Origin of the sequence: Halalkalicoccus sp. CGA53 (genome assembly GCF_036429475.1) — an archaeon.
In the GTDB taxonomy this organism is placed as follows: domain Archaea; phylum Halobacteriota; class Halobacteria; order Halobacteriales; family Halalkalicoccaceae; genus Natronorarus; species Natronorarus salvus.
Genome location: NZ_CP144125.1, coordinates 3,339,968 through 3,362,308, shown reverse-complemented (window position 1 = coordinate 3,362,308; position 22,341 = coordinate 3,339,968). Strand labels below are relative to the sequence as shown.

General features: G+C 65.9%; 19 protein-coding genes. 8 read left to right on the top strand and 11 right to left on the bottom strand.

Annotated elements, in window-relative coordinates; translation table 11 throughout:
* The first annotated feature begins 195 nt into the window (after window positions 1–195).
* Window positions 196–1,323 (top strand): cyclase family protein, encoded by a 1,128-nt coding sequence (locus tag V2L32_RS19075; RefSeq protein ID WP_331234171.1) that lies wholly within the window; start codon window positions 196–198, stop codon window positions 1,321–1,323.
* 454 nt (window positions 1,324–1,777) lie between these two features.
* On the opposite strand, the gene V2L32_RS19070 is transcribed toward V2L32_RS19075, so the two are convergent.
* Window positions 1,778–1,999, bottom strand: coding sequence for a DUF1328 family protein (locus V2L32_RS19070; protein WP_331234170.1), 222 nt, complete (start codon window positions 1,997–1,999; stop codon window positions 1,778–1,780).
* A gap of 312 nt (window positions 2,000–2,311) precedes the next feature.
* Window positions 2,312–2,932, bottom strand: a complete 621-nt coding sequence (locus V2L32_RS19065) for a DUF7509 family protein (protein ID WP_331234169.1) — start codon at window positions 2,930–2,932, stop codon at window positions 2,312–2,314.
* Between the two features lie 98 nt (window positions 2,933–3,030).
* Between V2L32_RS19065 and V2L32_RS19060 the strand changes: the two genes are divergently transcribed.
* Together V2L32_RS19060 and ggt are read left to right on the top strand one after the other, a co-directional pair.
* Window positions 3,031–3,441 carry a winged helix-turn-helix domain-containing protein gene (locus V2L32_RS19060; protein ID WP_331234167.1) on the top strand — a complete coding sequence of 137 codons (411 nt, stop codon included), beginning with the start codon at window positions 3,031–3,033 and terminating at the stop codon, window positions 3,439–3,441.
* Window positions 3,442–3,653: 212 nt separating this feature from the next.
* Window positions 3,654–5,438 carry a gamma-glutamyltransferase gene (gene ggt, locus V2L32_RS19055; protein ID WP_331234166.1) on the top strand — a complete coding sequence of 595 codons (1,785 nt, stop codon included), beginning with the start codon at window positions 3,654–3,656 and terminating at the stop codon, window positions 5,436–5,438.
* Window positions 5,439–5,680: 242 nt separating this feature from the next.
* Here the strand turns inward: ggt and V2L32_RS19050 are convergent, their stop codons facing one another.
* On the bottom strand, window positions 5,681–6,142 hold the full coding sequence (locus tag V2L32_RS19050) for an ester cyclase (RefSeq protein ID WP_331234165.1): 462 nt from the start codon (window positions 6,140–6,142) through the stop codon (window positions 5,681–5,683).
* Between the two features lie 103 nt (window positions 6,143–6,245).
* On the opposite strand from V2L32_RS19050, the gene V2L32_RS19045 reads away from it, so the two are divergent.
* The 5 genes from V2L32_RS19045 to V2L32_RS19025 all read left to right on the top strand — a co-directional run bounded on the left by V2L32_RS19045 (window position 6,246) and on the right by V2L32_RS19025 (window position 9,306).
* On the top strand, window positions 6,246–6,404 hold the full coding sequence (locus V2L32_RS19045) for a hypothetical protein (protein ID WP_331234164.1): 159 nt from the start codon (window positions 6,246–6,248) through the stop codon (window positions 6,402–6,404).
* A 113-nt stretch (window positions 6,405–6,517) separates the two neighbouring features.
* Window positions 6,518–6,949 carry a hypothetical protein gene (locus V2L32_RS19040; RefSeq protein ID WP_331234163.1) on the top strand — a complete coding sequence of 144 codons (432 nt, stop codon included), beginning with the start codon at window positions 6,518–6,520 and terminating at the stop codon, window positions 6,947–6,949.
* Window positions 6,950–7,109: 160 nt separating this feature from the next.
* Window positions 7,110–7,481, top strand: a complete 372-nt coding sequence (locus V2L32_RS19035) for a hypothetical protein (protein WP_331234162.1) — start codon at window positions 7,110–7,112, stop codon at window positions 7,479–7,481.
* The gene (locus V2L32_RS19030) at window positions 7,427–8,740 is read left to right on the top strand and encodes a polysaccharide deacetylase family protein (protein WP_331234160.1); all 1,314 of its coding nucleotides are present in this window, start codon (window positions 7,427–7,429) and stop codon (window positions 8,738–8,740) included. The genes V2L32_RS19035 and V2L32_RS19030 overlap by 55 nt, the downstream gene beginning before the upstream one ends.
* Window positions 8,741–8,997: 257 nt before the next feature.
* A complete protein-coding gene (locus V2L32_RS19025; RefSeq protein WP_331234159.1) occupies window positions 8,998–9,306 on the top strand; it encodes a helix-turn-helix transcriptional regulator in 309 nt (102 codons plus the stop codon).
* A gap of 400 nt (window positions 9,307–9,706) precedes the next feature.
* Here V2L32_RS19025 and V2L32_RS19020 read toward each other — a convergent pair whose 3' ends face one another.
* From V2L32_RS19020 to V2L32_RS18985, 8 genes are all read right to left on the bottom strand, one after another.
* The gene (locus tag V2L32_RS19020; protein ID WP_331234158.1) at window positions 9,707–10,669 is read right to left on the bottom strand and encodes a winged helix-turn-helix domain-containing protein; all 963 of its coding nucleotides are present in this window, start codon (window positions 10,667–10,669) and stop codon (window positions 9,707–9,709) included.
* 93 nt (window positions 10,670–10,762) lie between these two features.
* Window positions 10,763–11,968, bottom strand: coding sequence for an NAD(P)/FAD-dependent oxidoreductase (locus V2L32_RS19015; protein ID WP_331236638.1), 1,206 nt, complete (start codon window positions 11,966–11,968; stop codon window positions 10,763–10,765).
* A gap of 160 nt (window positions 11,969–12,128) precedes the next feature.
* Window positions 12,129–13,928, bottom strand: coding sequence for a hypothetical protein (locus V2L32_RS19010; protein ID WP_331234157.1), 1,800 nt, complete (start codon window positions 13,926–13,928; stop codon window positions 12,129–12,131).
* Between the two features lie 18 nt (window positions 13,929–13,946).
* A complete protein-coding gene (locus V2L32_RS19005) occupies window positions 13,947–16,493 on the bottom strand; it encodes a helix-hairpin-helix domain-containing protein (protein WP_331234156.1) in 2,547 nt (848 codons plus the stop codon).
* The gene (locus tag V2L32_RS19000) at window positions 16,475–18,553 is read right to left on the bottom strand and encodes a putative baseplate assembly protein (RefSeq protein WP_331234155.1); all 2,079 of its coding nucleotides are present in this window, start codon (window positions 18,551–18,553) and stop codon (window positions 16,475–16,477) included. Before V2L32_RS19000 ends, V2L32_RS19005 begins: the two co-directional genes overlap by 19 nt.
* Complete coding sequence (locus V2L32_RS18995; RefSeq protein WP_331234154.1) at window positions 18,550–21,642, bottom strand: putative baseplate assembly protein; 3,093 nt, start codon at window positions 21,640–21,642, stop codon at window positions 18,550–18,552. The genes V2L32_RS19000 and V2L32_RS18995 overlap by 4 nt, the downstream gene beginning before the upstream one ends.
* Window positions 21,643–21,645: 3 nt before the next feature.
* On the bottom strand, window positions 21,646–22,035 hold the full coding sequence (locus tag V2L32_RS18990) for a GPW/gp25 family protein (RefSeq protein ID WP_331234153.1): 390 nt from the start codon (window positions 22,033–22,035) through the stop codon (window positions 21,646–21,648).
* Window positions 22,036–22,046: 11 nt separating this feature from the next.
* Window positions 22,047–22,337 carry a PAAR domain-containing protein gene (locus V2L32_RS18985; RefSeq protein WP_331234152.1) on the bottom strand — a complete coding sequence of 97 codons (291 nt, stop codon included), beginning with the start codon at window positions 22,335–22,337 and terminating at the stop codon, window positions 22,047–22,049.
* Window positions 22,338–22,341 lie beyond the last annotated feature (4 nt).

Sequence of the window (22,341 nt, the reverse complement as noted above, 5' to 3'; positions counted from 1 at the left end):
ACCACTAGTAGCATGTTGGAAGGTCCCTAACAATTAATTAGGTGGGCATCGAATTGGATTTCTGCACGTTGGCAGTGCATGAGACAACACATGACTAATCACACGAACGAGCACCGGTGCTGTCCGGAAGGGTCTGTCAACCGGCGACGGTTCATGCAGGGATGCGGTGCTGTCGCCGCCTTTACTGCTGCTGGGATGACCGCAGAAACGGTTGCTGCACAGACCAATGGTATGGGAGAACTGCTTGACGACCTACCGAACAACTGGGGACGATGGGGCGAGGACGACGAACTCGGCGCGCTCAATCTTCTCGACGGTGAGCAGGCTTTGAGAGGCATTGATGCGGTGACAGGGGGAGACCAACAGAGCGTCGAGACCTTTACGCTCCAGATGCCGATGACGGGCGAAGTCGCCTTTATCGAGGAGGATGAAACTCCAACGACGACTGTTGGCGATCCAGCGTTCCCTGGTCGAACCCCCGCACGTCGTAGTAACGGGCGGGACGAACAGGCCGTCAGAGACGGCGAACAGGAGCCGTATCCGGGGGGCATGAAGACCAGCGACGACAAGTTCGTCACCGATTTCTTCTTACACGGAGCGACGCACCTCGATGCGCTTGGACACGCGTGGTACGGTGATCAGATCTACAATGGCTTCGACGCGATGACTACCGCCGAGACGAAGACGTTCGAACGCGGCCTCGAGGGGTGCCCCGAGGGAGAAGTCGAAGAGATCACCGAAACACGAGGCCACGCGAGAGCGGACATCAGTACCGCAGCGAGCAGTGGAATTACTGGACGGGCAGTCTTGCTCGACGTCGGTCGCCAGATGGGCGATGAAGACCATCGGCTCGCTCATTGCGAGGGTATCACCCTGGACGATCTCCTGACTACAGCTGACGAACAAGGCGTAGAGTTACAAGAGCGTGATATTCTGCTGATTCGTACGGGCTCGATCCCCCGAGTCCGTGAGCCCGGTGTAGAGTGGGATCCAGCGAACGAACCCGGGCTTTGCTATAGCGACGAACTGGTCCGATGGGTTCACGACATGGACGTCCCGATGCTCGGAGCAGACAACCTCGCCGTCGAAAAAGTGAATCAGGAAATCGACGGGGAACCCTTCGTAATTCCGCTTCACGGCGCGATGCTTCGGAACCTCGGCGTTTATCTCAACGAGATCCTTTGGCTGGAGGATCTCGCTGCGAGTTGTGCCAACGACGGTATCTATGAGTTCCTCTTCACTGCTGCCCCCCTCCACGTCGAGATGGCAACTGGGGCACCGATCAACCCGGTCGTTATGAAAGCATCCCAAGCTGAAGCATAACTCCGGGGGTTTCGGTCGATCTCTTCTTCACTATCCGGGAGCTATGCGCCGTGTGTCCTCCGAATCCGAAAAACGAAAACGGACCATTCGATGCACTGGCTGCACCTCTCGGTCGTCTTGGGAGTGCTGGCAGTCGGTTCGTAATCTCCTCCCTGCAAGAGCGGGTGACTGAAGAGCTCACGTTCATCGGACTGATCCTCATCGTGATTGGAGCCTACCGGTTCCAGAATTGATCGAGGGCCGTAAATAAATGGATTATCGCGAAGGTCGACAACGGATACGAAGTCTGCTCCCCGTTCGGTCAGCACCGGATTTCAGACTCTCGTTGCAGCTGCATTCACGGTTATCGGATTGCTTACGCTTCTGGTCGTGACACTCACGATCCGAAGACACCGATACGTGACTTCCATTCGATTCGGCTGTTCGTCAGTTCTCGTCGTATTCGTGGATCTCCTCAGAGTAGCGCCGTGATGATCGCGAGTAAGACGAAGGCGATGATGAACCACTTCGCGATATTCATCGAAATTCCAGCGACACCTCCGGCTCCGAGCGCTGCAGCAACGATCGCGAGGATCGCGAAGAGAATCGCGAGCTCGATAAAGCTCCCTTGGAGGATTACCACGTTTTCGGCGAGCGACCAGAGCGACATGACGAACATCGCGCTCACCGCGCTCATTGGTCCGGCTCCCTACCGTATCCACTCTCGAATCTTCGTGCGTAATCTGATTTCATGATTGTGGTTGTGACTACCACGCCAGGTATGGTATAGAGAATACTGCTTGCAGTGGCCGGATCTGCTCGTTTGAGGTACTCAGTCGATCGAGAGACGGAGAGCGAGTGATTCGGATCTCGAGGCTACGTATGACGGAGCGTTCTACGCGAACTATATCTGCCGATGGCGGGCCCCCTCTTCGTGATGAGGAAGTACGCTCGTCGAGGAAACAGCATCGGCTTCGTTCCGTGGGACAAAACACTCGTCGTCAGTCGATCAATCCAAGTATTGGAGGTCGCTTCGCCGTTCGCGGTGCATGATTCCACCCGCGAACCGACGGAGCCGTTCGACGAGTTCGGCTTCGGTGTCGTACGTTTCGATCCGGAGATCCCACCGAACGTTCGCCGATCGTATCATCGCACTCGTTACGTTGGCCTCGTGGATGAACAGCAGTCGCTCGCCGTGTGACTCTGAAAGTGTCTCGAGAATGCTACCTGCCTCCTCACCGACGCCGAAGTTATGCCCGAGGAACGGAACGACGAACGCCGTTGCGTTGCTACACCGCGTGAACTCGATACTCTGGGTTACTGCATCTACGTCATCAGTCTCGATATCCACGTCGAGTGCCAGAAACGCATTCACACCGGGATCCGTTCGGAGTTCGCCCTGTACTCGTCGTAAGAGCCCCTGTGCCGCATCGATGTCCTCTCTGTTCCGAAAGAGACGCCGCAACGGCCCCGGGAGCTCTTCGATATCGAATCGACTGCGTTCGTCCTCGCTGAGAACGTAGTTGAGGTTGAACGACTTGTACGGTCCCATCACGTAGAAGAGAAAACGGTCGTATTTCACGCTCCCGAGACGATCGGCGATCGATTCGCGCGTACTCTCGGTCGTCATATCACCCGCCACTCGCACCATGCTTATAAAGAGTGGCGATTTTTGGATATGCTGGCTTGACAATAGCTAAGTATCTTCTTCGCCTACTGCGAAACGAGATGGCGACACGGGATACCCACGATGGCAGGGAACACAGGCCGGAGGACCCGGAGGACCTACTACCGGAAGACAGTATCCTAAGCCTCGATGAGTATCTCGACATGCACGCAAGCGTCGGCAATCGCACCCGCTACGAGATCCTCTATCGTCTCGTCCATGGCGAGGAGATGAGCCCCAAACAACTCGAGGAGACGATCACGATCGATGACAGTACTCTCCACTATCATCTCAACAAGCTTCTCGACGTCGGCCTCATCGAAAAACGCCAGCGTACCGAACGAGGGCAGGACGGATTGCACACGTACTATCGAGCGACCGTCTTCGGCGAGGTGACGCTCACAGAGGGTGTCGACGAACTCATTAGTGGCGAACAGGAGTTCGGGGCGATGTACGACAGTTCGCGGAAATAGCGTACCACCATAGAATCTGACCCGGCTCCGCAATGGACCGACTGGCCGACCACTGATTCGAGATACTTCCTTCCCCACTCACGACGAGCAGAGAGCTCTCGTTCGCCACGCTCGGTGAGCGAGCACTCGTCGGTCCGCCGGTCGCGCGAGTGGTATACCGTCCGCTCTCCGTCTGACGTAACTATTTTAGAGGGGCGATTGAACGCGTTCCCGTGAGAAAACCAACCCTGTTCACGAGGGGCGGTACCGACCCCGGCGGTGGACTTGAACAGGCGTACGGCGAGCGATCGGAGGCGTCCGGAGTGGGGCGTCGGCCGCTGCTCGCCGGTGCGGCGGCGCTCGCCACGGGCGGCCTCGTGACCGGGCTCACAGCCGCCCGACGGAACTCGTCCGACCGATTCGAGCCGTCGGTCGCGACCGGGGAGGAGGGCGCGGTCTCTACGCCGGATCCGATCGCGAGCGAGGTCGGCGCCCAGGTCCTGGAGCAGGGTGGGAACGCTATCGACGCGGCCGTCGCGGCGCAGCTCAGCCTCTGTGCGACGATGCCGGACGCGACGGGCCTCGGCGGGGGTGGGTTCATGCTCGTCCACGACACCGCAGCGGGCAAGTCGCACGCGATCGACGGGCAGGTCCGTGCGCCGAGTGCAGCGGGGCCGGATCGGTTCGAGGACGCGGGCTCGGATATCACCGAGAGTGGCCTCTCGGTTGGCGTCCCCGGAACGCCGCGTACACTGGAGGTCGCACTCGATCGCTTCGGTTCGGCGAGCGTCCCCGAACTGATCGCGCCGGCCATCTCGCTCTCGAAGGGGATCCGGGACGTGACGAGCGACCTCGAACGCACGATCGAGGCGAACGCCGACCGGCTCTCGCCCGAGGCGGAGTCGACCTTCTCGGGGCTCTCCGAGGGCGATCCGCTCTTACAGGAGGACCTCGCCGAGACGCTCCGGATCCTCTCGGACGACGGACTCGGGGCGTTCTACACCGGAGCGATCGCGAGCGATATCGCCGAGACGGTCCAGGGGGCGGGCGGCGACCTCACCACCGAGGACCTCGCCGCCTACGAGGCGACGGTCGACGAACCGATCGTCGGGAGGGTGAACGACTGTCCGTGTCTCGTCCCCAGACCGCCGAGCAGCGGCATCACGGCGGTCCAGAGCCTGAAGATACTCGCCTCGCTCGCCTCGGACCACTCGGGCGATTCGGCCGAGCGCTACCACGCGCTGCTCGAGGCGACCCGCCTCGCGTACGCTGACAACTGGACGTACCTCGGCGACAGCGCACACGACGATATCCCCGTCGAGGGACTGCTCGACGAGCTCTACCTCTCGCGGCGCCGTGACGTGATCGCACCCGGCGTCGTGAGCGAGCGCGTCGAGGCGGGCGATCCCTGGACGTTCCAGGACGGACGCGAGGAGCCGAACGAGGAGAGAGGGCTCCCGAGCGAGTCGGGCACGACGCACGTCTCGGTGGCCGACAGCGAGGGCACCGTCGTCTCGTACTCGAGCACGCTCTCTCAGCCGTTCGGCTCGGGCATCGTCGTCCCCGGTCGGGGGATCTCCCTCGCGAACTCGCTGACGAACTTCGATTTCACCCCGGGAGGGCCGAACTCGGTTGCGGCGAACAAGCGACCGATGAGCACGATGAGTCCGATGATCGTCCTCGACGACGGAGCGCCGATCCTCGCGCTCGGCGGCTCCGGCGGCGCGGTGGTCCCGAGCGTCGTCGCCCAGGTCGTCCACCGCGTGTTGGAAGACGGTGCCGGCACGGCGGCGGCCGTCGCCGAACCGCGGGTGTTCGCGGGTGCCTCCTCGACGGTGTGGTGGGAGTCCGGTCTCACGGAGGCGACGAGAGGCGAACTCGACGGGTTCGGCTACGAGACCGAGGCGGAGTCGACCGAACTCGGGGAGGTCCAGGCGCTCTCCATCGACGGGGAGTACACCGCGATCGCGGATGGGCGCGGGACGGGCGACGCGCTCGCGGTTCCCAGAGACGAGTGAGTTCCGTCTCGTCGTCGAATTTCTGGTGGACGCTCGTGTCGTGGTGCGGGAGCCGTCGATCTCCTCGCTCGACGTCTCTCGTGAGGACGGCCGACGAGTCGCCGTGGTCTCGAACACACGCGTGTGGCGTTCGATCGACGGAAGCCCCACCGGTGTTGGTGTGACGTGATTCGTCCCCACAAAACGCTCGAACTCTGTAACGACTCCCTGGAAAAGCCGATCGAGGTGAGGATCGCTTCGGGCTACTGCGCCCCAGCGTCCTCCTCGGTGGGGATCACCCCCAGTTGTTGCATGAACCCGAGCGAGTCGTACACCAGCCACGTCTCGGCCAGTTTCCCGTCCTCGATCCGGTCGAACTCCATCCCAGAGATCTCGAACTCCTCCCCGGTCGGTTCGAGATCGAGGTTCGGGATCGGTCCCTCGTGGGTTCCGCCGACCGTCCAGTGAACCGCGACGCGGTCGTCCTCGGCGACGATCTCCTCCGTCGTGAGGTGGAGGTCGGGGAAGGCGGTTCGGAACGATTCGACGTACTCTTTGAACCTCTCGGGCCCGCGGATCTCCTCCGGGCTGAGCGGGTCGTGGAGCACGAACCCCTCGCTCACCATCTCGTCGATGGCGTCCATCTCGCCCGTCACGTACGGCTCGAACGAGACGCGCTCGACGATCTCCCTGTTTCGCTCTTCTACCGATGTGGTCGTTGCCATCTCTCTACCCTCCTATACGGAGGCGCGCTGCGGGGATATTGATTGCGAGATATTAACTAGCAATAGACGAGCCAGTTTTTCACGTCGTCACCGGGTTCCAGGGGTGAACGACGCGCTCTCTCGGCTACGCGAGATCGCTGACTCCTCACTCCGTAACCGATCGATCGAGAGCGATTTCGAAGCCCTCTCGGAGGGTGGTGTCGACGAGTCGTTCTCCGGTGCAACCGGTGTGAGACACGAAAAGAGGATACGGACGGTGTGACGACGACCGCTCCACTGCCGTCTCCCCGGGGCGCGATCACGTCTCTCGTCTTCCATCCCGTTTCCGTCGCCTCCGGCCACAACGGTTTTGTGTTAGAATCATAACAACGATCCATGGATACGAAGGGTGTCCTCTTCGGGGAGCCCGAACCACGACGGCGGGTCGCGGCCCTCGCTCTCACGCTTCCGGCTCTCGCGTCGGTCGCGTTCTTGCTCGGGGTCGACGTCGTCCTCGGATTCACGCTGCTCACACTGTCGCTCGTAGTGGCCCTCTATGCGGGGGCGAGACGTGCTGGAGCCCTGGTGGGTCTCGGCACGGTCTATCTCACCGTGCTCTGGCGGTTCGTCTTCCCGCCGCTCGTCGGCTACGTTCGCTCGTCGATGGACACGCGCTACACACCGCCCCGGGCGCTGGGCTACAAACTCCATCCGAGGGGCGAACTGATCGAGGGGCTCACACACGGTCCGATCTACGCGCTCGGTATCGCGGTCGTCCTCGGGGGCGGTGTGTATCTCGTGGGCACCCTGATCGGGCGGCTTTATTGACCTCGACGCGAAACGCCGTCTCCACTATCGCCCTACCGTCGATGAACCTGGAGCGACCGCCGGTGGTACGGTCTCCCGACCTCGCCGTGGAGCCGTCCCCCGTCCGTCCGGGGCGTAGATTCACGTTCGACGAACCTGTGTCTCCGGACGGAGTGAACCCATGAACGGACGGTCTCGCCACGGGAGCCGAGCGCCAGCGTTCGCTCCGTGGCGACGGCGCTTTCTCGGCGGGACCGTCCTCAAGACGACGCTCGCCCTCCTCGCCTGGTTCGCGGTCAGCAACCTCGTCGTGCTGAACGTGGGGCGGACCACGCTGGTCGTCGCGCTCACCGCGCCGGTGTTGAACCTCGGGATCCCGTGGTGGGCCGTCTACTCGCGGGTCGGCGGCGGTCAGGCCGTCGCGACGCTACTGTTGATCGTCTGGTTCTACCTGCTCTCGGTGGCCCTCGTCTGGGTCGGGGAGGTCGCTCTCGAGCGGTGGCGAACGACGGGACGAAACACGACCGACACCACGGGGCGAAACCGACTGTGACGAAGCGATCGGCTCGCTCCCGCCGAGCGATGCTCGCCGCGGTCGGCTCCTCGCTCGTCGGGCTCGCCGGCTGCACAGGCGAGATGCCGTGGGAGGAGGAACTCCGCGATCCGGGCGGGGAGTACCGCCCCAATGCGATCCCCGAGAGCGAGATCACCCCGCCCGCGATCGCCCGTGGCGAACTGCTCGACGACTTCGCCGAACCGAGCGTCTGGGCCCCGCTGGCCGGCGAGCGATCGGGGACAAGCGACGACGCCCTGGTGGGTGATCGAGCGCTCCGCGTGACCGACGCCGACGGCCGGCGCGCCGGCGTCTACCGGGCGTTCGAGGACCCGATCGATCTCAGTGAGAGGGATCTCTCGGTGGCCCTGGCGCTCGACTCCCCGGCGGGCGCGGTCGTGACCGTCGAGCTCCAGGCGCCCTCTACCGATCACGGCCTGATCAGCAGGCGTCGGGTTCCGAGCGACCTCGACGACTGGATCCGCATCGACGTGGGCTACACCGACCGGCAGGGTGAGCCGGACGAACGTGGGGTCGAGGGGATGCGGATCTGGGTCGACGGGACCGACGACGAGCCGGTCGCGTTCTCGCTCGACGACCTGCGAGCCACGCCGGGGGGAGAGCGCGGCGGGGTGGTCCTGACGTTCGACGGTCGGCTGGACTCCGCGTACGACGAGATACTCGAGATCACCGACGAGGTCGGTCTCGCGGGCGTCCTCGCGGTGCGGCCGTCGCTGATCGACGAGCCGGGCGGACTCTCGGTCGACCGTCTGGAGCGTTTTGACAGGGAAGGGTGGGACGTCGCGTCGTTTCCCCTGCGACGCGAGCCGCTCCCGGAGCTCTCGACCGACGAGCAGCGGGCGGTGATCGAGGGTGAACACCGGACGCTCGTCGACCTCGGCTTCGAAGCGGGTGCCAGACACTTCTTCACCCCGTACGACCGACTCGACGCCTCGACGCTCGGGGTCGTACGTGAGGTCCACGAGACGGGCTTCGTCTTCGGTGGCTCGCCGAACGCGTTTCCCCCCTCGGATCCCCACACGATCTCGACCGTCGACGGGACGGACTCGAGTGCGGTCCAGCGACTCGTCGAGTCGGTGCTCACGTATAATCAGCTGCTCGTGCTTCGCTTCGGTGCGCTCCGCGTCGACGCCGATGACACCGCCTCGACCGCGTACCTCCGCGAACTCCTCGCGTTCCTCGACGCGAGGGAGGTCGACGTACTGACCGCGTCCGACATGCTCGACACCGTGGAGTGACTGCCGACCGGGCACCGTAGACGCCGTTTTCCACCGGAATCGGACCGGATCGGTCCTCCTGTCCTCCGGGGGCCGGGCGTGCGACCTCGCGGTCGTCGACTCGGATGACGTGTCCCCAGGGCCGGTGGATGGTGCTATCCGAGATCTACCGAACTCGTACCCCACGGCTGGTTACCTTTTTCTCACACTATGGTGTGGGTAATCCCGTGAACTATCTCGATGCTATTTACCGTCGGCTGCCGTTCGGTCGGGTATCGATGAACGACCTGACCGCATTTCAGCGCGACCTGCTGACCGCTATCGGTGGCCTCGACGAGCCGAAGGGACTCGACGTCTGTGACGAACTGACGGAGTACTACGGGAAGGAGATCCGCCACGGACGGCTCTATCCGAACCTGGATGCGCTCGTCGAGAAGGGGCTCGTCGAGAAGGGGAAACACGACCTCCGGACGAACAAGTACACGCTCACCCAGCGGGGTCGCCGCGAGCTCGAAGCCCGCCTGAACTGGGAGCTCTCGTACGTCCCACAGGAGATCCTCGACACGGTCGACGGCGTCCCCGCGTAGCCGGTCGCTCTCGAAATGGGATTCGAAGGGAGGCGGAGGTGCTCAATCGTCCCGAGACTGAAACGGGGCTCTTCACGAACAAACGAAATAGATCTCTCTCTCTCTCTTTCTGACACCCGGAGATCTACCCTTCGGGTAGTGTAGGGTGGTCATACCACCGGTTAGGAATCGGCAATGACCTGTTACTTATACTATCATAGTGCGAGGGAAACGTGGGTGGAACACTCCCCCTGTCGGTGGACGCCGACGGGGCGATCCGTGTACGGATCCGAACGGAGTACTCACCACCCATCCCCACCCTTGGACGTCCGGTGAACGGGCCACCCGTCTCGCCGGGCGTTCGGGCACTTCGGGCGGTCATCCGAACTCGGAGCGGAGCAAGGCGATCGACCGGTGACTTCTACCGGACGACCTCGACGTCGAGTGCGTCATCGATGCGCACCGTCAGTTCGTCGCCGTCGAACGTCCACGTCGCCTCGTAGGCGAGGGGGTCCTCCGACAGCACGGTCTCGGAAGAGGAGATGAGGGCACCGCCGTCCTCGAACGACGGCCGCAGGAGGTCGTAGCCGTGGCGGTCGAAGAAGCCCAGCACCTGCGAGTCGAGCAGCGCGACGATCGTGAGGTTCGTGACCATCCCGTTCTGGCAGGTGTCACAGTGGAAGTCGACCCGCCCGCTGATCCGTCGGCTACAGGCGTCACAGATCCCCCGATCGTCGTGGTCGGGACAGACCTCGATCCGCGTCCGCACGGTGCCCGAACACTCCGGGCAGGCACCCCTCGCGAACGAGAGCGCGCGCTGGATCGACCACGCGACCCCGACGTCGAGGATCTCTTCGGGGGTACGGTCGCGGAGGCCGGCCGTCGGCAGCGGGACGATCGTGATCGTCGAGTCGGGATGTGGGGTGTCGGTCCGGATCGACGTCGTGGTCCCCCCGAACACCCCCTCGCAGTTCGTACAGCAGACGCGGAGGTCGTCGTCGACCGGGACGATCTCGACCGTCGCATCACAGTACGGACAGGATCGATCGACGGTCGTCCGCTCCATCCTCGGGAGCGCCGTGAGGTCCTCGGCGAGGACGGCCGTCAGCGCCCTCCGTCCCGCGCGGGTGAGGTCGTAGCCGTTCTCGCGGCTCATCACGAACTGTCCGGTCAGCTTTCCGAGGTGGTAGTTGAAGTTCCCCGTGTCGGCGATGCCCGCGTTCTCGGCGAGGTCGGTGAACGACTGTGGACCGTGGTTCTCCCACAGTGCGAGCAGGATCGCCATCCGTGTCTCGTTCGCGAGCAGCGAGAACGCCTCGGTCGCCGCGAGTCCCCGCTCGACCGACGATCGATCGGCACCGGCCGAGTCGTGGGCGTCGACCATGGTTCAGCACCCGGACACGGGACGATAGCTCTTGTGCCGAGTGTCCGTCCCTGGTGTCCGGGTGCCAGGATGTGGGCGACGCTCGCGGAACCGTCACCGGAGGTGTCGCAGGAGACGCGGCAGCTTCGGGAGGTCGCTCGCTCTGAACGGATACAGCCCGAACAGGTCGCCGATCGTCAGCTCGTACCGCTGGAGCCGTTCGGCCCCTTCCTCGGAGAGCGATCGACATCTCCGGACGAACCCGTTCTGCTGGCCGGCGTCGAAGTCGTAGAGGAGTTCGCCGACGATCCGCTGTCTTCGCCAGCTCGCTCCCTTCTCGCGGTTCCACCGGCGTTCGTATCCGAGGAGGGCCTCTCGCGAGGTGTCTCCCGCGCGGAGCGCCTCGATCGCGATGTCGGCGGCCATCTCGGCCGACTCCATCCCCGGCCGAATCCCCTCACCGAACAACGGGTTGATGCTCGAGACGGAGTCGCCGACCGCGACGATCCCATCCCCTGCTCGTCGGTGGATCGAGTTGTCCGAGATCACCTCCCCGGCGTGGACCGCACGGATCGATTCGACCGACCACCGCGAGTCACTCTCGATCCACCGTTCGATGTACGCGTCGATGCTCGTGTTCTCGTCCCGGGCGTGTCGTTCGTAGAAGTCGTCGACCCAGCACACGCCGATCTTGAACGCGCCCTCCCCGGCGGGGAAAACCCACGCGTAGCCGCCCGGTGCGTACCGGTGATCGAAACGGAACAGGAGCGCGTCCTCCTCGAACCGCCCCTCGACCTCGAACTCCTTTCCGATCCCGCGCTGTGCCCTCGTCCGGTCCCACATCCCCAGCCGTCTCGTCAGCGCGCCCGCCGGACCCGTGGCGTCCACGACGAGGTCTGCCCGCACCTCCTCACGCTGTCGTCGGCGTCGGCACCGGACGCCGACGACCCGCCCGTCCTCGACGATCGGTTCCAGGACTCTGACCCCGGTCAGCACGTCGACACCGTGCGACGCGGCTCTCTCTCCCAGGAACTCCACGAACGCCGGGAAGTCGAGGACGTGGTTCGGGATGGGGAGTCGTGCGCTCGCGTCCGGGCCCTCGAACACCACCTCCGGACTGGAGTCCATCACAACCTCCTCGGAGACGTCGAACCCGTCGACGACCTGGTGGAAGGTCCCGCCGGTGGACTTGTCGTTCTCGGAGAGTTCGTCGTTCGCTTCGAGGACGCCGACCGAGTGTTCGGTCCGCCGGCCGAGCTCCCGGGCGAACTGTAATCCAGACGGACCGCCTCCCGCGACGAGTACGTCGTACGACCCCATTCCCACGACCGGGGTATCGCTAACGGATCGCTAATAGGTACCGGTCGGAGCGACGGGGAGCGGTCGCTGTCCACGTCTCGAGCGGTGACCGAACCCGTTCCGAACTCACCGCTCGGACACGGACATCGATACTGTAACTGCTGGATCGAGCGCCGTCCCGTTATTCGATTACGAGAGGGTGCACACACTCGAACAGCTTCCGCGCCTTGTTCTGGGCCGCCGCTGCCGGCAGCACGTTTTCTTCGTCTCGACGCTCGATCGCGTTGCCGAGCTCCTCCAACGCGACCTGAACCCTCGGTTGAGGCCCGGCGTTCCGCTCGAGTTCCGCTAACAGCTGTTGCTGAAGTTCGAGGACACCCACGAGGTAATCGAAGTACTCCTCCGGCTGGATACGCTCACCGGCGTCGTGACGGCCCAGGAACTCGAGCGCCGCGCGAATGACTCGAGCAGCGGTTTGCTGGTTGTCGAACCGCCTGAAGACGACACCGAACGAACTGCACATGCCCCACACGGACCGCTCCATCACGTAGTGTTCGACACGGATCAATCGGTCGGTGATCCGTTCGATGTCTCGCCTATGCCGCGCCTCGAGCTCCGAGACCCGTTCTTCGAGCTCTGCGAGCCCGGTGACCGAGAGACCGACCGTATGGTCGCCTCCCGCATCGTCGCCCCTGGTGATCGAGACCGTCTCGTCCGGGGAGGCCAGATCGAGGTTTCCGTCGTCGTCACCCCCGACGCCGGCGACGCTCTCGAGCGCCCCCGTCTGTGCGGCGGTCACCTCGTGGGGGTTGTCGGTGTCCCCGAGGTGCGCCTGGAGACCGTCGTCGACGTCCGCGAGGCCGGGCACCGAGAGGCCGACCGTGTGCTCACCGACATCGTCGGGATCCGTGGTGAACGACACGTTCCCGTCCGGTGAGGCGAGGTCGACGTCGCCACCGGGGTTCTCGACACCCTTGACGCTGATCAGGGCACCGGTCTGTCCGGCCGTAACGTCGTGTGGGTTCCCGAAATCGGTGGTGTGTCCAGTGATCGCCGAGTACAGCATGTCGTTGGTGTACACTCGCGGGCGGAACGCGACGTCTACCGTCTCGGTCTCCTCCGACGGCTGGGAGAACGAGCCGAGATAGACCGAGTGCGTTCCGTTCGGGACACAGCCCACCGGGAACTCCGCACCCGTGTCCCACGTCCGTGCGATCCGTGTGAGTTCGGGGTGGTAGCGATCGATGCCGTCGACGGTCGTTCCACCCTCCGTTTCTCCCGACTCTTCCAACGATTCCAGATCCCGCTCCAACTCCTCCGCGCGGTGTCGGAGCTCCTCCGCTCGCTCCTCGTCGCCCTCTTCGAGCAGCCTCTCGCGGCGCTCGAGTATCTCGTCGATCTCGGTACGGAGCTCCTCGGCGCGTTCGGTCCCGTCCTCGTCGACGCCGAAGCCGTCTCGGTCCGGAAAGTCGACGGGAGGCACCGGCTTCGCGGGTCGGTCGTCGCTCTCGACCCCCTCGACCCGGAGGTCGAACGTCTCGATGACCCGGTTGTACGCACACTCGCGCTCGCAGGCGTCCTCCGAGCCGGGGATGGGCACGGATTCGGTGACGCACTCGGCGTACTCGATGAACAGCCCGAGTCGATCCGACCCGGGGAACTCCTCCGTCCCGATTCGAACGGTCGTCTCCTTCGACACGACCACCGGTCGGCCACAGCAGTCGATCGCGTACCCCGGCTCGACGGTCACCGCCAGCCCGTCGTCGACGCGCTCGACCTCTGCCTCGAGCCCGTCGACGACCCCGTAGCCCGTCACGTGTCGGGACCGCCGCGTGAAGAGCCGGCGATGGTAGGTCTGCTCGGCCGCCATATCGCGGGCCGTCATCAGCTTCCCGTGGAAGTATCGGTTGCGCTCGGAGGTGGTCAGTTCGCACGCGTCGATCGATTCGCCGGTCGGGTTCGTGTGTGTCTTTTGACTCATGGATTCGGTCTCCCCAGCTCAAGAAAGTCGGACGTCCTCGCCGAGCCGCGAGCGGATGCCAACGGCGCCGTGCGGTTCGCGCTCGTGCAGGACGGTCTCCTGGCCCAGCGTCGAGCTCTCGACGGCGAACTCGCGGGCCGAGAGCACCGTGTTGATGCCCAGATACGAGTGAAACCCGCGCTCGCCACGATCGTGGCCGGTGAGGACGGTAACTGGCCGGAGCGCCACAGCACGCCCGCTCGTGTGTGCGGGGCGCTGGTGCCCGACGATCCGGCCGATCGCGGTGACGTGGCGCTCCTCGAGGGCGGGATGGAGCAACACGAGGAATCCCTGCGGGCAGCTGATGAGCCTCGAGTAGGACTCCCAGGCGTCGGTGTCCCTCGCGCACGCCAGATCTGCGTGTTCGAACACGCGGACCAGCGCCACCTCGGCGTCGTCGTCCCCGATCGCACGGAGCCGGTCCCACGCCTCCCGATCCACGTTGACGTGTTCGAGGTAGATCTCGATGGCGGCCTGGAGACCGCGCCGGGTCCCCCGCATCCGATAGAGCGCAGGTGCGTTCGCGATGAACGCGCGTTTGACGGCGGCCGGCCAGCCGGCATCCATCTCGGCCGCCACCCAGCCTCCCAGCCACTCGAGGTGTTCGGCGTCGGCGGGGATGGTCTCCGGATCCAGATACCGGGGGAGGTCCGAGATGGACTCGCCGACCTCCGTGAGGACGCTCTCGAACAGCGCGAGGAACGGCTCCAGAAAGTCGCTCGTGGCCCCGTCCGACCGATAGACCGCCGGGAGCTCCTCGAGATACGACCGGCGTGGATAGCTGACGTCGGTGGCATCGACCGCCGGTGTCTCGACGGCCGTGCCGACGAGTTCGGCCTCGACCCAGAGATACCGTCCGACTGCATCCGACAGCAGCACCTCCTCCGGGTTCGGGGGCGTGGTCTCCCAGTCGAACGTCTCTGGATCCGGCGTCTCGGGCAGGAGCGCGTCGGCGTCGGCGATCCAGGTCGCGGTCCGCCCCGTGGAGACGGTCCGGAGGCGGCTTCCGAGGAGCGCCGACACCGCCTCCGGCTCCTCGTCGACGAGCTCCTCGAGGCTCTCGATGCCGGCCACCCGCAGCCGGGCGGCGAACACCGGCCCGATCCCGTCGACCGCCCGGAGGGCGTCGTCACCCCCTGCGAGGATCGACTCGGCGTCCGACTGCCACTCCCGGACCCGGTCGGCCGGGACGTCGATCTCCTCGACGCTGACGATCGCGGCGATCGTCTCCGGGTCGCTCGCTGCGAGGTCGGCGAGCGTGATCACCCCAGCACGCCGCAGGCGCCACGACTTGCGCGGGCCGATGCCACCGACGGCCGTGAGGTCAGACGCCAGCGCGTCGGGATCGGGCGACAGCCGATCCGGTGTGGGTGCGTCGGTCGCGTGATACCGAACGTTCAGCTCGGTGTCCCGATCCGTCAGCTCGCGTGCGAGCCGGATGCGGTGCCACTGCGTGCCCGAGACCCCGGCGTCGAGGCGCGTCCTGATCCGCCCGTCGTAGGCGTCGGTCGTCGGATTCCGCTGTCGTTCCGTCTCCGCCGTACTCACGAGGAGTGCGCCGTCACCATCGATCACGTATAGCCGAGCCGACGCCCCGGACCGATCGAGGGCCAGCACCTCACAGCCCGCCGGCACGTCCGTCTGGTGTGCGAACCCCGCCCGGTTCGGGCGGAAGCCGAACACCGCATCCTCGCCGACGGTTCGACGGGCGGTGCCGACGACGAGCTCCCCCGCGACCCCGGACGTGAGACACGCCGGGACGACGGGCTCCGCACTGCCCACGCTGCGAAACGCTTCCGGGGGGATCCACACGGTATCGACGCCGGGGATCGGCGGGCTCGCGACGGCCTGGGCGGGGAGCCTGCGGACGACGTAGCGATCGGGGTCGTCCGCCTCGGTCCACGTGTGCGGCTCCAGAACGTAGAGCGCCCCGTCGTCGTCCGCGTCGATATCGATCGGCTCGTAGAGGTCGGTCACGATCGGAACGACACGCCCGTCCGCAGTGAGGCGTCGGACGGCCCCTCGGCCCGGGCGGTCCCCCCGATCGAGCAGGCAGGTCGCGCCATCGATCCGAACGAACGTGACCGGGTCGTCGACCCCCTCGGTCAGCGACCACCGCATGCCACCCGCGTGCCGGGAGAACGCCTGCACTCGCCCCGGGTTCCCGCTCGCGACGTAGAGGCTGTCCCGCGTGACGTCGATCGCTCGCGGTTCGGCGGTCGCGTCGACCAGACAGTCGATTCGAGCGAGACGGTCACACCCCTCGCCCGGGCTGTGTCGATAGACGGTACCGTCCGCACCCAGGAGGAACACCTCCCCACAGTCGTCGACCGCGAGGTCGACGAGCCTCGATTGGCCGTCGTCGCCCTCGACGACGGGCTCGACCGACCGATAGGCCGGAAACGGGTTCCTGGCGATGCGAACTCGATTTCCCGAGACAGCGACGTTCTCCCGCTCCCACCGTTCCCAGGAGGGCGTCACGTCGGTCCCGCGGTGGGTGAACTCCATCAGAGCCCCCTCCCGCATGTCTCTCGCTCCTCGCGCACGTCGATAGAGACCGCTGCGAGGTACGGCACCGAGGTGTGATCGGCCTCGAGGTCCGCCTCGTCACCGACGCCGATCGAGACGTCGATCACGTCCGCGACTGTCGGGAGGTTCGCGAGCACCTCGAACACGTCCGAGCGGTGGACCGGCCGGTCGAACGGCCAGCCGTCGCCGTCGTACCCCACGAGCGGGTCGATGAACGTTTCGAGCCGTTCGGCGGCGACGTCGCGGACGTCGTCGTGTGGGATCCCTTCGACGGCCACCACCTCCGCCGTCACCCGAATGCTCACGTACGTCGGGGCTGACACCGAGATCCGGTCCGTGAGCAACGAGTGAGCGCAGAGCTGGTACTCGACCGCCTCGAGGAACCCGCGCGTGGGGATCGGGCGTCGGCCCGGTGGGCCGAACGGGATGACCACGACCGTGACCTCGTTCGGCGACCCGGATGCGTCGTCGGCGCAGTCGACGACCGCCGCCGCCCGGCCGACGCGGACACCCGGCGTGCGCATCGCGATCGCCCGGTGGTCGGACGCCGTGACCGCCCGATACGGGATCCGCTGCTGGTCCCGCGCCCGGTCGAACGCCGCCGCGATCGACTCGGCCCCCCGCCCCCCCGCCGGTCGGGCGAGCGGGTCGGCCTCCAGTGTATCCTTCGGTCCCTCGATCATCCAGGTGGAGCCACGGGGCACGTTCCCCTGCGGCCCGCCACCGTACACGACGTCGCCCGCCGAGACCGTCTGTCCGGGCAGCGGAATCGCCCCCCGACGGCCGTCGCCGAAGGTGACGACCCCACGCTCTCGGTCGAGAACGTAGCACCGGTCGTCCGGACCGGCGGCGCCGAAGTCGTCCACGGCGGTCCAGCGGGTATCGCCCACGACCACCTCGGCGTCCACGACGGGCGCGGTCGGAAACGCGAACCGCTGGGATCGGGTGGCCGCCGTCTCGCTCGGGGGGTACGCCGGTCGCTCGTCACCCGGTCGATCGATGCGCTCTAACCCCACGCTCGGGACCCGCTCTCTCTGTCTCGCGGCGACGACGTTGGTGCGGATCGCATCGAACGTCGGTGGGAGTTCGTATCGCTCGGTTTGTGTGGGAGTGCGATCTCTCACACCGGTCTGTGAACCCGACCCGACGACGCCCGACCGCTCCGCGCAGGTCGGAATCCGCCGTTCAGTGTCCTCGTCGTCCTCCCGTGCCCTCGCCACCGCGCGAACCCAGATCAGCGGCGTGTCCCGGGCCAGGATCGCCGCCGCCTCCGCCTCGCCCTGCCGGTCGGAGGGTTCGGCGAGCCCGACACGTCCGCCGGTGTAGAACGCGTCCGTCCCGTCGTGGACGAGGTCCAGTTCCTCCCACGCGTCGTCCCGGTACCAGCGCTCCGGATCCGTCAGGCGTTCCCAGACGACGGCGATCGAGGGGACGAACCGTATCGGGTCGTGCGGGTCTCCCGCGGGATCCGGGAGGTCGTCGTCGTGAAAATCGACGACCAGGTCGAGTCGGTTCCCCTCGGCGAAGGGGTCGCCGTCGAACCCGAGGTAGAGCGCGTTCCCGACGCTCGCTTCCGTCCCGAACGCCAGGAACGATCGCCCCTCGCTCTCGTTGGCCACCGTGTGGTCGGTCCGTCCCCGCGCGTGCTCGGAGACGACCGCGTCGATCGTAGCCGGCGTGAGCACGATGTCAGTCTCCGTTTCGAACCGGATCACCTCCCGGTCCGGCGTCTCCACCACGATCGGGGTCCGTGCGGGAAGCTCACCCGCGACCGCCTCGTCACCGGTCGCGACCGATAGATCGACCGACGCCGACCTCGGTGGGTGGGGAGTCACGCCGACGAGTTCGAGGTACTTCCGTCGGTGGTCGTCGGTCACCCGATCGAGTTGGTAGCCGTACGTCTCGACGAGCCACGCCAGGAGTTCGAGGATCGTGATCCCGGGGTCGTGGACGTTGTGGTCGGTCCACTCCGGTGCGTGGACGGGGAGGCGCTTCACCGCGTCCGCTCGTAGCTCTTCGTACGTGCGGTCGTCGAGGTCCGGGACGTCCAGGCTCATCGGTCGCCCTCCACACAGGGGCGTGTCCGCTGGCGAACGACGAGTTCGTGGGTCCCGCTGTGAACCAGCACGTCGGGTGCGACGTCGGGGGGCGTCTCGCCCTTCGTGATCGTCTCCCGACCGTCGTACCGGAGGTCGAGTCTAGGGACGTGATCGACACCGTCACACCCCTCGATCTCGGCGATCACGTCGGCGATCGTCGCGAGTTCGCCGAAGCGCCACCCATCACCACCTTTCCCCGACAACGGGTGTAAGAACGTGGTGAGGCGGTCCTCGATTGCGGTCTCCAGCGCCCCCAGGCTCCGAACACCGTCGACGACCACTGTCGCTTCGACGTCGACGGACACGTAGGTCGGCGACCGAACCACCAGGCGGTCCCGTGTGACGAGGTGAAGCGGCGCCGCCTCACTCACGCGCCGGTGGACGGTCTCGCGAAGCCCCACGCTCGGGACCGGGGTCTCCCGTCGCTCGTCGGGGACGACGAGTATCGTCACCCAGCCCGGTTCGTGCTCGCCAGCTCGGTTCATGCCGCGGAGACACCGCACGTCGGCCAGCTCACGTGCCGCGTCCCTCGCGATGCGTTCGTAGTCGACCGCGGTCACCGCTCTGTCCCGGTCCCGGAGCTCCCGTGGTGCACGATCGAGCACCACGGCCGTCGACTCCGCCGCCGCGCCACCCGAGCCTTCGACCGGGTTCGTGACCGCATCGACGTGCGGAATGGCGGTCGAGAGATCCACGACTGCGCCCGGTTCGACGTTCCCGGCGCTCCCGCCCCCGGTCCGGTAGCTCGCGCGAACGTTGTCCCTGCCGGCAGGGGGGATCCGCCCCGCCGTTCCGTCGCCGAACGTGACCGTCCCGTCGACGCGGTTCAGGACGTACTGTCGATCCGACTCGTCGGCTCCCTCGAGGTCCTCCACCGCCTCCCACCGCACCCAGGCGGCACGAACGTCGCCCGTCGTGGTCGTCTCTATGGCCACCGCCTCCGGCCGCTCCGCTCTCAGACGCTCTCGTCGATCGCTCGAGAGTGCGGTCAGCTCGTCGACCCAGACCTCGATCTCGATGGTCGGCGGTCGCGAGACCGCGAACGTGAGGTTCGGCGAGCCGTCGCTCGAACCGAGCACCTCGTCCTCGACGGTCGTGACGTTCGCGGCCACGCCGGTGTCGAGGTAGATACCGTCGATCCGCGGGACTGCCGGTCGAACCTCGATACCACCCGGGTCGGTCTCGAGGAACGACCGGCACGGTTCGAGCGAGCCGTCGCCGGCCGTCGTGGTGGCGAGGGTGAGGTCGCGGGACGAATGCTCTTGATTCTGGCCCCGCTCCTCGGTCTCGTTCTCGGGCTCTTCGGGTTCGAACGCGTCGCCACGGACGCGAGCACGCACCCAGTGACGCTCGACTCCGAACCGCCGCGACGCCTCGCTGTCGTCCGCGAATGAGAGGGAGACGATTCCGGAGCGCGTGAACCCCTCCGTCCCGTCGTCACTCGACAGGCGCTCCCAGCTCTCCGACCCGGGTAGAACGCGCTGCTCCCAGCGCACGCGGGGGCTGAACTCGCCGGGATACTCGCGATCTTCGACGTCGACGTAGAGCTGGATCGGCCCGCCCGTCAGTCGCCGATTCAGCCCGAAGTACACGGTCTGGGTGTCGTCGGGCAACGGTTCGAACGGCCGATGGGGTCCCTCCGTCCCGACGAGGTCGTCGGTGTACTCCAGCCCGTTTTCGGCGAGGAGCTGTGTCGGGGCCTCGGTTCCCGCGTACTCGTACGCGATCGTAACGGTGTCGAAACTGGGTGGGTCCCCGTCGACCCGTCGGTGGCTCTCGGTCGGATCGTCATCGTCGTCGTGCTCGTAGACGACTTTCACGTACTCACCGCCGACCAATCGCACCCGAATCCAGACGCCCTCCTGTCCGAAGACGGACGTCGAGTCGATATCCGGGGGGACCGTGAACCCGACACTGGCTTCCTCGCCTTCCTCGCTCTCCCCGTGAAAGACGTCGTTTCCGTTCACCTCGGCCAGGAGTCGCCACGATCGGCCGTCGTAGTACTCCCACGAGAGGCGGGGTGGATCCTCGGGAGCGATCGGATCGCGTCCGCCGAACGTGATCGTCACGTCCGCACCGGGTTTCGCGAACGCCTCCGCACAGGCGAGATAGAACGCATCGCGTTGCTGCGGGATCGATCCGAAGGGGTAGATCTTCGTCCCGTCGACCGGTTGGGGGACGTCGTTCGCGAACAGTCCATCCGGTTTCGCCTCGTTCTTCTTCCCGCCGAGGAGCAGGCGATCGAACTCGAACGCGAAGCGCTCGGTCGACTGCTCGTCCGGGGGGATCGAACCGCGGATCCACGAGCTCTCCCGGCCGTCGACCTCCGTCTCGAGGATCGGACCGTCAGGGGTGAGCGCGAGTCGGGGGTCGTCCCAGCGAACGTCCGAGGGTAAAATCCCGTGCCATCCCTCCTCGCCGTCCCCGGACTCGCCGTAGTACTCCCAGTCGAGCGCCGTCGGATCGTGGGTTGTCCGTATCTCGAGGACGACCGTCGACCCGGCGGAGACCGAGAACCGTTCGGGATGGCCGACGTAGAGGACGTTCTCCTGAACGTCGGTTCCAGTGAAGAGGGTCGACGATCCTGCTCCGTCGATCGGACCGCGGTGTTCGAAGAGGCTGTCGTCGGACGGGTCGACGCTGAAGACGTCCGTCAGGCAGGCCGGGGTCGCCTCGAAGGCGTCCTCCGACGCGATACGAAACACCTCCTCGTCGCCGTCCGTCTCCGCTTCGACTTCCGTTCCTCCGGTGATCGGGACGTTCCCCGGCGCGTCCTCGTCGATCGAGAACTGCACGGGGACCGTCGCCGCCTGCGGGGGCCGGCGGTCGAACCCGAGCGCCTCGTAGAAGGCCACCTGGTGTTTCCTCGGCGCCTGATCGACCCGTTCGGTGAGCCCGCCGGCCATCTCGGCGAACAGCTCCACCAGCGCGGTTCCGACGTCCTCCGAATCGGGATCCCACTCGTCGAGATAGTACGGGGTGAGCGACGAGATCCTGTCACGGAGGTCGGCGCGACGTCGCCCGTCGATCTCCGGGGGTCCTGCCATGGATCAGGCCCCCTCCAGGTAGAACGGGTAGACGAGGTTGAACTCGTTGTTGGTTCGTCTGACGCGATAGCGGATCTCGATCTCCAGGCGTCCCGTCGCCGCGTCCGCGAGGTCCGAATCCACCGAGAGGACCTCGATCCGTGGCTCCCACTCCGCCAGCGCGTCTCGAACCTCGTCCCCGATCAACGTGAGCGTCGTCGTGTCGATCGTCGCGAACACGTAGCCGTGGATACCACACCCGAAGTCGGGACGCATCACGCGTTCGCCCGGTGAAGTCGAGAGGATCAACCGGATCGCCTGTTCGATGTCGGTCTCCTCTGTAGCCGTTCGGATCTCGCCGCTGCTCTCCGTCCCGACCGGAAACGCCCATCCGCGTCCGAGAAAGTCCCTCATGCTCTGTCTCCCTACCCGATGAGGACGCTCGGATCTCCCCCGGCGACGGTGTTCGGTGGCCCGCTCTCGACGATAGTGTCGCCCTGTCTGGCGGCTGGTACGTTGTTGATGAGGACCGTGGCACTGCCGGGCTGGACGACGCCCCCGACGTGCGGGACGGTTCCGGTCGTCAGCGGACAGGCGTGGAAGTCTATCAGCGCTCGGTAGGCGGGTAGGCCGCCGATGAGGACGTCCGGGCTACCAGGACCCGAGAGCGGTGCTCCGTGGGCGGTCGGATCGGTGGTTCGTGCGGCTGGTGGCATTGGT

Coding starts and splice junctions, on each gene's coding strand:
- V2L32_RS19075 (WP_331234171.1), top strand. CDS start 196: ATGACCGCAGAAACGGTTGCTGCACAGACCAATGGTATGGGAGAACTG.
- V2L32_RS19070 (WP_331234170.1), bottom strand. CDS start 1,999: ATGAGCGCGGTGAGCGCGATGTTCGTCATGTCGCTCTGGTCGCTCGCC.
- V2L32_RS19065 (WP_331234169.1), bottom strand. CDS start 2,932: ATGACGACCGAGAGTACGCGCGAATCGATCGCCGATCGTCTCGGGAGC.
- V2L32_RS19060 (WP_331234167.1), top strand. CDS start 3,031: ATGGCGACACGGGATACCCACGATGGCAGGGAACACAGGCCGGAGGAC.
- V2L32_RS19050 (WP_331234165.1), bottom strand. CDS start 6,142: ATGGCAACGACCACATCGGTAGAAGAGCGAAACAGGGAGATCGTCGAG.
- V2L32_RS19040 (WP_331234163.1), top strand. CDS start 6,518: ATGGATACGAAGGGTGTCCTCTTCGGGGAGCCCGAACCACGACGGCGG.
- V2L32_RS19035 (WP_331234162.1), top strand. CDS start 7,110: ATGAACGGACGGTCTCGCCACGGGAGCCGAGCGCCAGCGTTCGCTCCG.
- V2L32_RS19025 (WP_331234159.1), top strand. CDS start 8,998: ATGAACGACCTGACCGCATTTCAGCGCGACCTGCTGACCGCTATCGGT.
- V2L32_RS19020 (WP_331234158.1), bottom strand. CDS start 10,669: ATGGTCGACGCCCACGACTCGGCCGGTGCCGATCGATCGTCGGTCGAG.
- V2L32_RS19015 (WP_331236638.1), bottom strand. CDS start 11,968: ATGGGGTCGTACGACGTACTCGTCGCGGGAGGCGGTCCGTCTGGATTA.
- V2L32_RS19010 (WP_331234157.1), bottom strand. CDS start 13,928: ATGAGTCAAAAGACACACACGAACCCGACCGGCGAATCGATCGACGCG.
- V2L32_RS19005 (WP_331234156.1), bottom strand. CDS start 16,493: ATGCGGGAGGGGGCTCTGATGGAGTTCACCCACCGCGGGACCGACGTG.
- V2L32_RS19000 (WP_331234155.1), bottom strand. CDS start 18,553: ATGAGCCTGGACGTCCCGGACCTCGACGACCGCACGTACGAAGAGCTA.
- V2L32_RS18995 (WP_331234154.1), bottom strand. CDS start 21,642: ATGGCAGGACCCCCGGAGATCGACGGGCGACGTCGCGCCGACCTCCGT.
- V2L32_RS18990 (WP_331234153.1), bottom strand. CDS start 22,035: ATGAGGGACTTTCTCGGACGCGGATGGGCGTTTCCGGTCGGGACGGAG.
- V2L32_RS18985 (WP_331234152.1), bottom strand. CDS start 22,337: ATGCCACCAGCCGCACGAACCACCGATCCGACCGCCCACGGAGCACCG.